This window comes from Novipirellula artificiosorum (assembly GCF_007860135.1).
GTDB classification, from domain to species: Bacteria; Planctomycetota; Planctomycetia; order Pirellulales; family Pirellulaceae; genus Novipirellula_A; species Novipirellula_A artificiosorum.
Map to the genome: position 1 here is coordinate 31,050 of NZ_SJPV01000009.1, position 13,796 is coordinate 44,845.

Below are 13,796 nucleotides of genomic sequence, written 5' to 3' on the forward strand. Positions count from 1 at the left end.
TCGCGCTGCTTCGGAGGTTCTGCTATATTTTGTCGTTGTCCTCAGCCCGTTCGTTGGCACTTCATCCTTGCTGTTCCTTGGTGGAAATCTCATGCGTCGACCTTTCGTTCTTTCCGCACAGCTTCTTGTCTGCTCCATCGTTGCTGGGATCACTCCATCGGGATTCGCCCAGGATTCGGCATCGAGTGGTTTGATTGCTCCCGGCGCAACACCCGTACGGCTTGCCGATGGATTTAAGTTCACCGAGGGGCCAGCCTGTGACGCAGAGGGTAATGTCTTTTTTACCGACCAGCCCAACGACCGCATTCTGAAATGGTCGATCGATGGCGAATTGACAACGTTTATGCAGCCATGTGGCCGATCAAACGGCTTGTGTTTTGATGGGAAAGGGAACCTGTGGGCGTGTGCGGATGCGAAGAATGAATTGTGGTGCATCGCTGCGGACCAAACCGTGGAAGTGATTGTCAAGGATTACCACGGTAAGCTGCTAAACGCCCCAAACGATCTTTGGATTCATCCCGCCGGCGGGATCTATTTTTCGGATCCGTTCTACAAGCGTGGCTATTGGAACCGCGGTCCTAGCGAACAAGACGTCGAAGCGGTTTACTATCTGGCACCGGATCATCAGAGCTTGGTACGCGTTGCAGAGGACCTCAAAAGGCCCAACGGGCTGATTGGGACGTCCGATGGAAAGACGTTGTATGTGGCAGACATCGGAGCGAAAAAAACGTACCGCTACACGATTGAAGAAGAAGGAACGTTAACGAACAAACAGCTGTTTTGCGAGCTTGGCTCGGATGGCATGACGATCGACAACCAAGGCAATGTTTATCTGACCGGGAAGGGAGTCACGGTTTTTGATCCGGATGGCAAGCAGATCGAGCATATCGATATCGATGAAGGTTGGACGGCAAACGTTTGCTTTGGAGGCAAGAATAGAAAGACGCTTTTCGTTACTGCAAGTGATTCGCTCTACGGTCTCGAAATGTCGGTCCAAGGTGTCGACAGCCAATAGCGACTTTTGGCGGTCACGACTCCGCTGGTGGACCATGCTGCTAGCGGTACTGCTCGTGGCAAGCATCACAGCTTTGTGTGACGGCACCGACTTCGTTTCCAAGCTCGTAGGATCCCCGGTCGATCGCCTCCGCGACGGCGACGGCGGCTCGAGTCATGTTGAGACTCAAGGCGGCGTAGTCGGGGTCATCGGCCTCATCGAGGCCTTCCCGTGTGAGGACTTTCCCGACCATTGCCAGTAACTGCGCGTTTCGGCGTATGTGTTCGGCGTTTTGCTCAGCCGATGCTACGTCGCGACTTGCCGATTTCAGTTTTTCGGCTAACTGTTCTGCGTACTGCATCAGCGGCGATCGATCGACGACCATGGACCAATCGGTTTCCGGATCCGAGGCTCGGCTAGCGAGACCGGAACCGGCAACAAGGTCTTGCAGGTCCGCTTTCCGCATCTTGGCCTCATTGTAGACTTGCGTCGAACCCGCTTTGCAATTGAAAGCGGTACGCGCGATCAAGTCGCGAGCCGTGGCGGCTTGATCTTTCCAGCGAACGTCACCCGAGTATTCATCAATGACGGCGAACAAAGTCGCCAGAATCGATAGATCCAATCGAGCGTCCTGGAAGCCGCCACCATTGAAGGCTCCGGGGGTCGTGACGACGGAGTCGAAGTGCAGTTTCAGCCGTTTCACTTCATCTTCAATCGATGCCGCCGAGAGGATCGTATTCCAACCGAATGCACCGTTGGGGTCATCGCTGGGTACGCTGTTGTTCGGCTGGACGGACGCTTCCGCCGCGTCCTGCGAGGATTGGCGAACACTCGACCATGTCGGCCGCTGTCCCCGCAAGGCTTCCTCCAGCGAAGGAAAGAAGACTCCCTGAGTATCGGTCGCATCAAAGGTTGGGGGTTTTGCTCGACGTTCCTGGGCACTTGTGGTTGCCATCAAAAGCAATGCCAGACAAATCGGAAGCAAACGCCATTGGTCGTCGATCCTCATGTGCAACCCGAATTCGCTCTGCCGTTGAGATAACCTATTTGATCGGACGAACTTTGATATTGCGATACTCAACCACGTTACCATGATCTTGTAGCGCGATGTGCCCCTTCGTCGGCTTACCAAAATTCGGCATCTTGCCGAATTTGCTGGCGGCGACTCGTTGGTTCCAATCGTCACTGCCTTTGACGAACTCGTAATACTTGACGCCATTCATGTAGGTTTCACTTTTCTCGGGAGTGATCACCACGCGAAGATGATTCCACTCTCCCACAGGCTTGGTGGCATCCCCATCCGACTTGTACAACTGGTACAGCCATCCGGCTTTCTGAGGATCATGGCCATCTTGGTTGTCTTGGACTTGGATTTCGGGACCCGTCATCCATGGTTTCGCTTCGGTTTCCGTGACATGGAACATCAAGCCACTATTTCCGCCTTTTGAAATGTTGTACTCGAGTGACAATTCAAATGCTTCATACTGTTCATGGGTGACAATGTCGCCAGCTCCTTTTTCCGCTCGAACCATGGCACCGTCCACGACCTTCCAGCCCTTGCCAACGGAATCCTCTTGATAGCCTTTCCAAGCTTCCATCGATTCGCCGTCAAACAGCAGCTGCCACCCGTCGGCCTGCTCTTGGGCGGTCAAGGTATTAGGTTGTGAATCCGCAGCGGTGCTGATGAAAACAAACGTCCCCTTTTTGTTGCCAACCATGACATCCGGGATTTGGTCGTTATTCAAGTCGGTGGCGGCAACTTGAGTTCCAACTCCTGAATCATCATCGATTTGGTGAGGCACAAACTTGGCGCCCCCGTCGTCATCGCGAACCAATTCGAACCAATAGACGACGGCGGGAGCATTGGCTTCCACATCGCCGGTTGGCCCATGAGCCCAGAAGCGTTTTCCGGTCAAGACATCATCAAGTCCGTCGCCGTTCATATCGATCAATTGCAAAGCATGCAATTGGCTGATACGAAGCTCATCACGGCTGGAGTCCGGATCGGGCGTCAAGATCGTTTGCTGTTGAAATTTAATTTCTCCATCCGCTTCGCGAGTCTGCTTGTACCACACCAAGCCATAGAGGTGGCAGTGCCATGAGGTCACGACGTCATTGAGCCCATCACCATCGACGTCGTAAGCCAGCATTTGAGCGGCGGCTTCCGCGAACGGAAACGGATGCCAAATCCAAGTGGTGCTGGAGCTGAAATCCGCCGGCTGTTGCCACCAACCGGCGGCTTCCAAGATGTCAGTGCGTCCATCGCCGTCGATATCACCGATTCCCACGCCATGGGTGTATCGTTGGTAGCCGCGATGATCACTGACGGGGTGAAAGACCCAAGCCTTGTCGGGTTTGTTGGGATCCCAAGTTCCGTAGCCCAGGAAACCATCGATATTGTAAACCAAGTCGGGTCGATGATCGCCATTGACATCCCCCCACACCTGGGACTCATTGCCAACGTTTTTGAGGGCGTCGTGAGTCTTCCAATGGCCTTCTTTTCCCTTAGGATTTTCGCACCACCATGCATCCTTGCCGGGCCAGGGAACATACAAAATATCGTCCCAACCATCACCATTGAAATCGCCGGTGTAGGTTAAGAAATTATCCGAGTAACCTTTGGGGTCAAACGTCTCGGGGGTTCGCACTTCATGACGTTTTTCAAACGAGGGTCCTTCATACCAGTAAGGCCCCGACACGACATCTTTAATGCCGTCTTGATTGAAGTCGCCATAGTAGGCCCCTTCACAATGAAACGCTTCGGTGAGAGTCAATTTTTTATAGGTCGTTTCCGCCGTGGCGACATTGCTAAGCAACATGACTCCGAAAGACACGAAAAATAGAAGTCGCATGGGTGAAGTACCTCGATTGAGTTTTGGATGGCTAGACAGACGTTGTGTCATTCAGGAAGGGGCAGCACGATGGCGGAGTTTTCCTGGAAGACCGCGTCACCTTCTTTGTCGTTGATCTTGTATTGTACCTGCAGCAGCTTTTTGAGTCCCGGAGCGGGATCACCGCCGAAGGCCTTGTTGTACGATTCCGAGGGCAAGGCGATCACCGTGAAATCGCCGGCCGCTTTTTGGAGGATCTTCGTGACGTCTTTTTGTTGGTCACCCGCTCCGTAAATGGCTTCGACGATTTGGACCTTCATCGGTTCTTTGCCAAGTTGTTTCAGCAGCGATACCACTTCGTCCGAGCCACCAAGCTTCCTGGCGACCATCATCGCCGTGTTAGCGGCTTTGTCCTTCAAGGAAGGTGTTTCACCGATTTGCACCGCCAACTGCAACATTTCGAGGTTCGGATACCGCTGCACCGCTTCCAAAACCAGCTCCTTCTCTGCATCACGGTCTGCGGCCTCGAAGGCTTCACGTGCCATCGCGACTCGCTGGCTGTCTTCCATCAAAAATTGACGCACCAACCGCAGATGGCCGCGAAGCGCTCGGATGCGATACGGATGATTGGGCTGTTTCGCCAACTCGATCAACACGGGGCCTGCGTCGATGGTCATCCACTCACCAAGCAAGCGAGTGGCGATATCTTGAAGCTGAGCGTTGTCGCTGTTAGCTGCATTGCCGACGAGGTCTAGTGCTTTGGTACCGCCCATCGCAGCCAGCACTTCAAGCAGCGATCCTTTTGTGTCAAGGGAAGCGTCGTTCATTGCCTCGCCAAGCTTTGCTGCGCAGGCTTCGCGGTCCCCCATCCGCACACAGGCCGCCCGAAGGGCGCTCTGTGCCGGTTCGGCGTCTGACGCATTCTTAGGATGGTTGACGCGGTCGATCAGTACCGAGAGATCATCCAGTTCGGCCACTTGGCCCAACGCGGTCAATGCCGCCTCACGAGTCGCTGCATCGGAGGCGTCGACTGCCTTCAAGAGTGCTGGGACGGCGGCAATCCGCCGCATGCCGACCAAGTCGATCAGGACGCGTCGCGCGGCTCCATCGGCTTGGTCCAATCGAACGACAATCTCGTCGTCGACGTCACGACCAGCCAGCTTTGCGAGGGCCGTTTTGGCAGCGGTCGCCACTTCGCTATCTTCATCCGTTGCCGACTGAAGCAAACCATTGACGCAGGTGACGTCGCCAATGCTTTGTAAGGCTCGAATTGCAGCGACACGCACATTGGCCTCACCTTCGGCTGCGACCTGAGTCATCGCAGGAAGCACGGAGGCATCGCCTCGATCGGCCATCGCCAAAATCAGCAGCTCTTTGCGATACGCATCGACTTGGTCGAGTGCTTCGACGAGCCCTGCGGTCACGCCTTCCCCCGACAATTCGCGAGCCGTTGTCAGGCCAATTCCGAGCATCACGCGATCATCGGATTGGAGTTGTTCGATCAGCAGTTCAAGCCCATCGGCGTGCCGGGCCAAAATCGCACCACGCGTGGCTTCAACAATCCGTGGCTTGGGAAGGTCGGCTTGACGGATGGCATCGTACAGTTCGATCGCATTTTCGGCGTCGCCGTCTGCGACGGCGGCTTCCGCACACAGAATCAATCCCTCGGCCGCAGCGGATCTTAGCGCGGCCGTGTTTTCGTCCTCGATCGTTTTGCGAAGCGTTGTGACCACCTGCTCACCACCGATCTTTCCGAGTGCGACCGCAGCGGAGGTTGCCACCCCTTCGTCATCGTTAGCGAGTTGCTGGGTTAATCCGTCCACCGCATCCGGACTCTTGCGTACGCCAATCGAATTGATCACTCCCACCAACGTTCGGCCCTCGGTGGTTTCGAGTGCATCGATAAGAGCGGCGTCGGCGCTCGTGTCCGTAATGGCTTCGAGTGCAATGCGTGCCCACGAAGTCAATTCGGGATCAGCAAGCAGTTTGGACAATTCGGGCACCGCGGCGCCCGATCCCCAGACCGCCAATTTCTTGCACGTGATTGCTTTTTCCGCCTTGGGGGCGTCGGAGGCGAGGATGTCGATCAACGGCTGTTCGGCTTCATCCGCATGCAAAGGCATGGGGGCGATCGAGAGTGAGGTTGCAAGCATCGCAAAACAAATCAATGCAAGTCGCATTCGAAACATCAGGGGTGATCCTTGGTTGGGTGGGATTTGGGCCGGACGGAGCGGTAGAGATCGGGTCAGGGTGAAGTGGTTTTTGGGGGGGGGAACTCCCAAACGACGCATCCGCGATGCGGATCAAATACGCCAAGGTTCTCGCAGTGCTTCGCTGCGCAACCGATTCGCTTCCGCATCGTCGGTGAATTCATTCGTGACCGGGTCAAAGTGGACGGTACGATTCAGAAACGCAGCGATGTTTGCGGCATGACACGTGATGTGCGAATAGCAGGCTGCTTCGGCGTTGGCCTTCGGCTGGCTGCGAGTTTTGACACAATCGAGGAAATCACGCACGTGGAAGGTCGCTGGATAGCCACCGATTTCTTCGACTTTGCGCCCGGCGAGCAACTCAGGGGAACTGAGCACAAACTTCCCGCTGTCGCCTGTTTCGATCCATCCCTCGTCACCTTCAAATCGCACGGGGCACGATCCGAGTGGCAACCAGCCATCGTTGCGAATGATCAACTTCACGTCATCGGCATAGGTCGCGACCAATTCGCCTTTGTCGTCCGGCGGGTCATATTGGATCGGCGCGGTGCTGTCCGCGTTGGCTGCCCATTGACACAAGTCGACACAATGCGATCCCCATTCGAGCACACCGCCTCCGACCATGCCGCCACCCTTTTCAAAGTTAAATCCATCAAGCAGCTTCTCGTTGTAAGGTCGCCAAGCCGCGGGGCCGAGGTACATGTCCCAATCGACGACATCCTTTGGCGGTTCGGCTTCGGCTGCCACCCACCCGCTCATCTGTGTCTTCATGCCCGCAGGATGGGCGTAGATGGTGCGAAGTTTTCCCAGCCGTCCGGTTCGGGCCAGCTCACAGGCAAATGCAAAGTGTGGCAAATTGCGTCGCTGGGTCCCCGCTTGGAAGACGCGACCGGTGCGCCGCATGGTGTCGGCAAGAAGCAAGCTTTGGGAAATGTTCTTGGTACACGGTTTCTCGCAGTACATGTCCTTGCCAGCACGGGCTGCATAGCTCGCCGCCGTGCAGTGCCAATTCGGCCCGGTCGCGATCAGCACCGCGTCGATGTCGTCGCGTGTCAGCAATTCGCGAAAATCGCGATAGGTGTCGCAATCCTTGTTGTCATACTTGATGTCTGCCAGATTCTTGATCGCGTTCCGTTGCTTCTCTTTGATGTCACAGACTGCGACAAATTGTACGTCCGCTTGCTCCAAGAAGCATCCAAGGTCATAGGTGCCGCGGCGACCGATCCCGATGCCGCCGACCACAACCCGGTCGCTCGGAACCACGGATTTGCCAAGACCCAGTGCCGTGGAGGAAACGATCGTCGGAATTGCCATTGCGGACGTGGCGGTGGCCGCGGTTTTCAAGAATTGCCGACGTTTCAGTGAAGTGGGCTTGGCAGACATGCGAATTTTCTCCATAGGAGTGTATGAACGGGTCGTGTCGTGATCGTCAGAAATGGGTCGGGAGGGGGGCAAAGCGGTTCGGCGTTGAAAAGCCGATCCACTTTGCGTTGCGTGGGGCATTCGTGCACCGCACGGGACGCTCCATTCTGCAGTCGATCATCATGACCGCGAGCGCTAAAAGGTGGGAGGTGGGACTTGAACACGCCCTATTGTGCTCGCCAACGCGAGAAAATGCAACCATCCAAGTGGCGTCAAAAGTGGGTACAATCAGCTCGTTGCGCCCCAAGATGCTAAAAGAAAACGGAAAAGCGAAATGTCCGAGATGACGAAACAAGCCACGCAACCTGCGGTTCAGCCAAAGCACCCGCTCGGATCGGATGCACGTGTGCTATTGACGAGTGTATTCGGGCCTTACGCCGTCGATGATGGTGCGGGCAGCCGCTTGATCAATCCGATGGAACTGTATCACAACCAAGTCACACGAGTGCAGCAAGCCTATTCGTTGCGCACGTTTCAGCGATCGTGGGGTTTGATGTTGATCCAGGTGAACTTGAAAGCACCTTGCACGCTGTTGGATTTTCCGTCGGAGAAACGGTTCCTTGAAGAGATCAAGAACAACCGTTATGACGTGGTCGGTATCAGTTCGATCCAAACCAATTTGATCAAAGTCCGCAAAATGTGTCGGTTGATCCGCAAGCATTTGCCCGACGCTCAAATCATCATCGGCGGCCACATCGCCAACTTTCCTGAGCTAAGAGATTTCTGCGATTTCGATCATGTCGTCCGAGGCGATGGCGTTTGTTGGATGCGAGATTATCTGTCGCAGGACACCACCGAGCCGCTCAAGCACCCGCAAGTGATCGCGAACATTGGCAGTCGGATCATGGGAGTCAACTTGAAAAATCACCCTGGCGATATCGCGGCGACGCTGATTCCGTCAGCCGGTTGTCCGATGGGCTGCAATTTCTGCTCCACTTCCGCGATGTTTGGTGGTAAGGGCAAATACGTTAAGTTTTTCGAATCCGGCGAGCAATTGTTTCAGATCATGTGCCAGCTGGAGAAGAATCTGAACACGTCCGCGTTCTTTGTGATGGACGAGAACTTCTTGGTCGATAAGAAACGCGCCCTCGGATTGCTCGAGTTGATGGAGCAGCACAACAAGCCATGGTCGTTATACCTGTTCAGTAGCGCGAATGTGTTGCAGCAGTACACGATGGAGCAGCTCGTTGCACTCGGGGTTTCCTGGGTATGGATGGGGCTCGAAGGCAAAGGTTCTCAATACACAAAATTGGCGGGCACCGACACCCTTTCATTGGTGCGTCAGTTGCAATCCCATGGCATCCGTGTGCTCGGTTCGAGCATCATTGGGCTCGAAGAGCATACGCCCGAGAACATCGGCGAAGCGATTGATCACGCCGTTCTTCACAACAGCGAGTTCCATCAATTCATGTTGTACACGCCGATTCCTGGAACGCCGCTGTTTGCGGAGCACGAGGCGGCGGGAACGCTGTTGGACCGTCGCGAGATCTCCATTCCCGACATTCACGGTCAATTGAGATTCAACTTTCATCACCCCCATATCAAGGATGGGCAAGAAACGGAATTCTTGTTGCAGGCGTTTCATCGTGATTTCGAAGTCAACGGCCCCAGTGTGATTCGAATTGTGCGGACGAATTTGCGGGCTTGGAAGCGGTATCGAGATCACGCAGACAAGCGGATTCGTGAGAGATTTGCCCATGAATCCAAGAGCTTGCCGATCGGCTATGCAGGGGTGTTATGGGCGACTCGGCGTGCTTATCAAGATGACCCGGTGTTGGCAGCCGAGTGTTCGAAGCTGCTCGGCGAAATGCACGAGATGTTCGGTTTGAAATCACGATTGGCTGCGCCGATCGCAGGCCGCTATTTGTATCGCAAGCTGCGACAAGAGCAGCAGCGGTTGGAAGACGGATGGACGTACGAGCCACCCGTGTTTTACGAAAAGAATTCGAAGGCTGGCCCGGACGATGCGCTACTTGTCGAAGGAGCGGCGGCAGCGGCGTCTTAGAGTAGTTGCTTGTGGACCGTCAAGGTTATAACTGCGAGTTGGGACGTAGTGGACTTCGCCAGAAGTCCCTAAGAACACTCGAGTTACGGATTTCTGGCGAAATCCACTACCCTAAAATTAAATGATGACGGTCCACTAGGCCGACGGCGATGGTTTTTTTCGCGGTTTGAAGATCTCGGTGGCGGTGCCAAAATAGACCTCGCCAGCGTTCATTAGCGTCTCGCTAAGCGTCGGGTGTGGATGGATGCTATCGGTGATGTCATGCATCTCACAGCCCATTTCGATCGCTAAAACCGCCTCGGCGATCAATTCGCCAGCACCGGTACCGACGATTCCGCATCCGATCACACGATGCGTTTCGGGGTCAACCAGCCATTTGGTCAAGCCGTCCGTGATTCCAAGCGCTTGCGCCCGACCGCTGGCGGCCCACGGGTATGCTTCCACTTGGTATTCGACCCCAGCCTTCTTGGCATCGGTTTCAGTCAACCCCGCCCATGCAATTTCAGGATCGGTGAAGACGACTGCCGGGATCGCGACCTTATCAAACGCAGAGGCTTTCCCTGCGATCACTTCGGCCGCCACGCGGCCTTCGTGGGTCGCTTTGTGGGCCAACATGGGGTCACCGGCGACATCGCCGATCGCAAAGATGTGCGGGTCGGCCGTTCGCTGCTGTGTATCGGTGACGACAAACCCCCGCTCGTTAATGATGCATTTGGTGTTTTCCAGTCCAAGCCCTCGCGTGACCGGACGACGTCCGATGCTGACCAGCACGCGGTCAAACTGCTCGTGCCCGAAGTGCTTGGGACCTTCGAATGTGACTTCGATGCGATCATCGACCTCCGTCAACGAACCGACTTTTGTGCCGACCAGCACGCGTCCTTCACAGAGTTTGTCAATCCGTTTCGCAAGTGGTTTGACAAGGTCCGCATCGGCGCCGGGCAACAACCGATCCGCCATCTCCACCACCGTGACCTTGGTGCCGAAGCTGGCGTACACATTCAGCATTTCCAAACCAATGTACCCACCGCCGACGATCAGCAGTTTTTCAGGGATGTCGGGCAGCGACAAGGCGCCCGTACTGTCCATCACCCGATCGCTGCCGATATCGAATGCGGGGGGAATGGCGGGAACGCTCCCCGTCGCGAGAATGCACTGGTCAAACGTCAGCGTCCCGCCTTCGGGAATCGATTCATGGTCCCCTTCGAGCCGTAGGGTGGTCGAATCGATAAACGAACCTCGAGCCTGGATGATCGTCACGTTTCGGCGTTTCGCCAATTGGCCAAGCCCACCGGTCAACGTTGCAATCACCTGGTCTTTGCGGGCCCGGACCTTGTCGATGCTGACATTGGGTCGTTCGCCGTAATCGACTCCCCAATCTTGCCGCAGTTCTTCCACATCGCTGATGATTTTCGCGACGTGCAGCAGTGCTTTACTGGGGATGCATCCTCGCAACAAGCAAGTGCCACCGAGTCGCGTTTCCGATTCGACGATCGTGACTTCAAGACCTTCATCGGCCGCCAAGAATGCGGCTGCGTACCCGCCTGGGCCGCCACCGAGAACAACAAGTGGAGAGTGCATCAGGGAAGAACCGTAAATCGAGGGGCTGTTCGTTCCAAACAAAACGATTGGCCGCCAAGGCAGCCAATCGTGAACAAAACATCAAATTCAAGCGTTTAGCGAGACAAGAATTCGACGACCGCATTCGCATCAACCGGCAAGCTGATGTCGCTGGCGCCGGGCAATCCAAGCACGGTGGCTTTCAGGTTTTCGCTATCGAACGTCACCCAGTCAAGTGCGTCGGGCGATGCGTTCGAGATCACACCACGATAGAGGTTCTTCAAGTTCTCGCGGCCGCGGACTTCGACGATGTCGCCTGGGCGAAGCAAGTAGCTTGGCTTGGTGACCTTCACGCCATTGACCCGAAAGTGGCCGTGGGTGATGCCCTGGCGGGCTTGTGGCCGTGTCTTGGTGAATCCAACGCGGCGGACGACATTATCAAGGCGGCGCTCACACATCAACAGCAGCAACTCAGCCGTGTTGCCTTGTTTGCGGCCGACGGCGTCAAAGTAACGGCGTAATTGGCGCTCCCCCAAACCGTAATAGTGCTTGATCTTCTGTTTTTCCATCAACGCCATCCCGTAGTTACTTGGGCGGCGTCCTCGGACGTGCATCCCCGGCGGGGTGTTGCGACGGTCGAGTGCTCGGGCGGCACCGGCTGTTTCGTAAATCAGCGTGCCAAGTCGACGATTGATTCGTGCCTTCGGTCCAGTGTATCGGGCCATTTGAGAGTTCCTTTGAGTGCAGCGTTACGATCGAACGCCACGAGCCTTGTCGCGTGATCCGCTTTCGGACGGTTGCCTGAGGAGGCAAACATACGTCCACCGGTCTGGCTACAGAGCAGACCGGCCGTTCACGCATCGAATTTTGGAAGCCCGATAATGTCGCGATAATCTCGCGTGTTGGCAAGAGGTGCTAAGCCCGACTGTGGCGGTAAGGGTTGAAAAGCAGGTAATTCATATGCCGGTACAAATCACTGCTGTTCAGCAGCTCTGCGTGCTTACCTTCCCCCGCGATCCTCGATCCGTTCAGTAGCACGACGCGGTCAGCCATACGCAAGGTTTGCAGCCGCTTGGGCAACATCACGACCAAGGTTCCGTTTTCCGACAACTTTTTTAAACATGCTAAACAAGGGTCCTCGGGCAAATGCTCAGCCGGGGGGGCCGGTTCCATCGCGATCAGTACCGAGGGGCGGTGAAGCATTGCACGGGCAATTCCAATCGCATAGGTCGTTTCGGCTGGTAATTGCGTGTCACCAATCGTCATGTAGGTGTTCAGCCCCTCCGGCAACCGTTGCAATCGATCGTAAACATCGAGCCGTTCGAGCACGTTGACCAAGTCGGAATTGTTGATGCTGGCATCGCCGCCACGAATATTTTCTTCGATCGTGCCATCCCACAACGGCCCCGACGGCTCGACCCACATGACGTGCCTCGCCAATGCTTGTGGATGCACATCCACCAGCGGGATGCCATCGATCGAGACTTGGCCGTTCGTCGGCCGGCCAAATCCCATAATCAACTCGGTGAGCGCTCTCGTGGAAACCGATTCGGTCCCCAGCATCGCGACGAAGCTCTTCGGATGCAGCTTCAAGCTGAGGTTCTGCAAAATGGGCTTGCCGGTCGAGTCTTTCAGTGTCACATCGTCGATGCTGACCGAATCACGCAGCCCCGCCAAGCCAACTCGCTGCTCGCTGGGTGGGGCATCGTCGTTGCGGCGCAGGTACATGTAAATCGCATCGCTTGAGTCGCCGCTAAGTCTCAATTGTGTTGACAGTTTTGCCAGGCGGTCGGCGCTGGTCACCGCAGCGACAAGCGACAGCCCTAACACGAGCGCGGACGGAACACTTAGCCCGGTGTCACCGACCAGCAGATTTCCACCAAGGCCAAGAACCAAGACGGCGATGGCGACCGACGTGGCCAGGAACAGCAGCGGCCACAATCGGCCACGACGAGCTTCTTCAACCCCGAGTCGGCGGTACAGCGAATCGAGTTCGGTTTCAAAGGCACGATCCGCCAAGCCTTGGGTTTGTAGGCGCGCGAGCAGCGGAGCTTGGCCGACGATCTCTGCCATCCGGCGGCGAGAACGAGGCACTTCCCAATCGGAAACCTCTTTACCCTCCGCGTGTCGCAGCCAATGGTACAGCCACCAAAGCAAGACGCCGCTGATCACTGCCAGCAATGCCAACCAGACGTTTACGAGTAAAGCTAACACGACCGAACTGATCAGCATCAGGACGCTGCGTGGGATTGCCCGATACCACATCGACAGCCCCTTTTGGATCGATGGCAAATGGCTGCCAAGCAGTTGTTCGGCTCGAACATATTGGGCAGCGGCCCCTTCGATTTCCGCTCGCTTCAGACTTTGGCGAAGCACCTTACGGTGAAGCGCCTTGACGATATTGCGGGCACGAGAATCCGCATTACGGCGGAGCATCCAAATTGCCAGGGAAAACAGCGTTGCAATCAAAAACGTCACCGCCACCAATTCGGTCAATTGCAGTAGCGGTCGCTGAGCCACAAAACGCTCGGGTAGCAGTAGCGTCAAGTGCGATCCCAAGCGGACGCGGGTTTCATCGAGCCCACTTAAATTCAGCAACGTTGCGATCAATCCGACAAGCAGAATCAAGACCGGAACGATCAAGCCAGCCAACGCTGCCCACAGGTACGTTGTCCACACGCCACTCGCTTCAGGTTCGCTTCGGGGTGCGGCAAGTCGGCTCATCGGTCAAATCTCGTTGGCAAATCAGGGGGCAGAGGCGGCAAACAGGTTTCAGC

The 13,796-nt window shown here is 55.9% G+C and carries 9 protein-coding genes; 2 read left to right on the plus strand and 7 right to left on the minus strand.

All coding sequences use genetic code 11. The annotated features are described in order from the left end of the window. The first annotated feature begins 91 nt into the window (after positions 1–91). Positions 92–1,015, plus strand: a complete 924-nt coding sequence (locus Poly41_RS22150; RefSeq protein ID WP_146529015.1) for an SMP-30/gluconolactonase/LRE family protein — start codon at positions 92–94, stop codon at positions 1,013–1,015. Positions 1,016–1,055: 40 nt separating this feature from the next. Here Poly41_RS22150 and Poly41_RS22155 read toward each other — a convergent pair whose 3' ends face one another. The 4 genes from Poly41_RS22155 to Poly41_RS22170 form a co-directional block, all read right to left on the minus strand. Beyond that, on the minus strand, positions 1,056–1,949 hold the full coding sequence (locus Poly41_RS22155; RefSeq protein WP_146529018.1) for a hypothetical protein: 894 nt from the start codon (positions 1,947–1,949) through the stop codon (positions 1,056–1,058). A gap of 88 nt (positions 1,950–2,037) precedes the next feature. After that, positions 2,038–3,846, minus strand: a complete 1,809-nt coding sequence (locus Poly41_RS22160) for a family 16 glycoside hydrolase (RefSeq protein WP_197231521.1) — start codon at positions 3,844–3,846, stop codon at positions 2,038–2,040. A 47-nt stretch (positions 3,847–3,893) separates the two neighbouring features. After that, positions 3,894–6,014 (minus strand): HEAT repeat domain-containing protein, encoded by a 2,121-nt coding sequence (locus Poly41_RS22165; protein ID WP_197231522.1) that lies wholly within the window; start codon positions 6,012–6,014, stop codon positions 3,894–3,896. A 114-nt stretch (positions 6,015–6,128) separates the two neighbouring features. Then, entirely contained in the window at positions 6,129–7,418 is a 1,290-nt protein-coding gene (locus tag Poly41_RS22170; protein ID WP_146529024.1) for a Gfo/Idh/MocA family protein, read from the minus strand. Positions 7,419–7,731: 313 nt separating this feature from the next. On the opposite strand from Poly41_RS22170, the gene Poly41_RS22175 reads away from it, so the two are divergent. Then, positions 7,732–9,462 (plus strand): B12-binding domain-containing radical SAM protein, encoded by a 1,731-nt coding sequence (locus Poly41_RS22175; RefSeq protein ID WP_146529026.1) that lies wholly within the window; start codon positions 7,732–7,734, stop codon positions 9,460–9,462. Positions 9,463–9,597: 135 nt separating this feature from the next. Here Poly41_RS22175 and lpdA read toward each other — a convergent pair whose 3' ends face one another. From lpdA to Poly41_RS22190, 3 genes are all read right to left on the minus strand, one after another. Further along, positions 9,598–11,040 carry a dihydrolipoyl dehydrogenase gene (gene lpdA / locus Poly41_RS22180; RefSeq protein WP_146529028.1) on the minus strand — a complete coding sequence of 481 codons (1,443 nt, stop codon included), beginning with the start codon at positions 11,038–11,040 and terminating at the stop codon, positions 9,598–9,600. A 95-nt stretch (positions 11,041–11,135) separates the two neighbouring features. Next, on the minus strand, positions 11,136–11,744 hold the full coding sequence (gene rpsD, locus Poly41_RS22185; protein ID WP_146529030.1) for a 30S ribosomal protein S4: 609 nt from the start codon (positions 11,742–11,744) through the stop codon (positions 11,136–11,138). Between the two features lie 190 nt (positions 11,745–11,934). Further along, complete coding sequence (locus Poly41_RS22190; protein ID WP_146529032.1) at positions 11,935–13,743, minus strand: ATP-binding cassette domain-containing protein; 1,809 nt, start codon at positions 13,741–13,743, stop codon at positions 11,935–11,937. Positions 13,744–13,796: the final 53 nt, after the last annotated feature.

Excerpts from the sequence above, each read along its gene's own strand:
- Poly41_RS22150 (WP_146529015.1), top strand. The coding sequence starts at position 92 with ATGCGTCGACCTTTCGTTCTTTCCGCACAGCTTCTTGTCTGCTCCATC.
- Poly41_RS22155 (WP_146529018.1), bottom strand. The coding sequence starts at position 1,949 with ATGGCAACCACAAGTGCCCAGGAACGTCGAGCAAAACCCCCAACCTTT.
- Poly41_RS22160 (WP_197231521.1), bottom strand. The coding sequence starts at position 3,846 with ATGCGACTTCTATTTTTCGTGTCTTTCGGAGTCATGTTGCTTAGCAAT.
- Poly41_RS22165 (WP_197231522.1), bottom strand. The coding sequence starts at position 6,014 with ATGTTTCGAATGCGACTTGCATTGATTTGTTTTGCGATGCTTGCAACC.
- Poly41_RS22170 (WP_146529024.1), bottom strand. The coding sequence starts at position 7,418 with ATGTCTGCCAAGCCCACTTCACTGAAACGTCGGCAATTCTTGAAAACC.
- Poly41_RS22175 (WP_146529026.1), top strand. The coding sequence starts at position 7,732 with ATGTCCGAGATGACGAAACAAGCCACGCAACCTGCGGTTCAGCCAAAG.
- lpdA (WP_146529028.1), bottom strand. The coding sequence starts at position 11,040 with ATGCACTCTCCACTTGTTGTTCTCGGTGGCGGCCCAGGCGGGTACGCA.
- rpsD (WP_146529030.1), bottom strand. The coding sequence starts at position 11,744 with ATGGCCCGATACACTGGACCGAAGGCACGAATCAATCGTCGACTTGGC.
- Poly41_RS22190 (WP_146529032.1), bottom strand. The coding sequence starts at position 13,743 with ATGAGCCGACTTGCCGCACCCCGAAGCGAACCTGAAGCGAGTGGCGTG.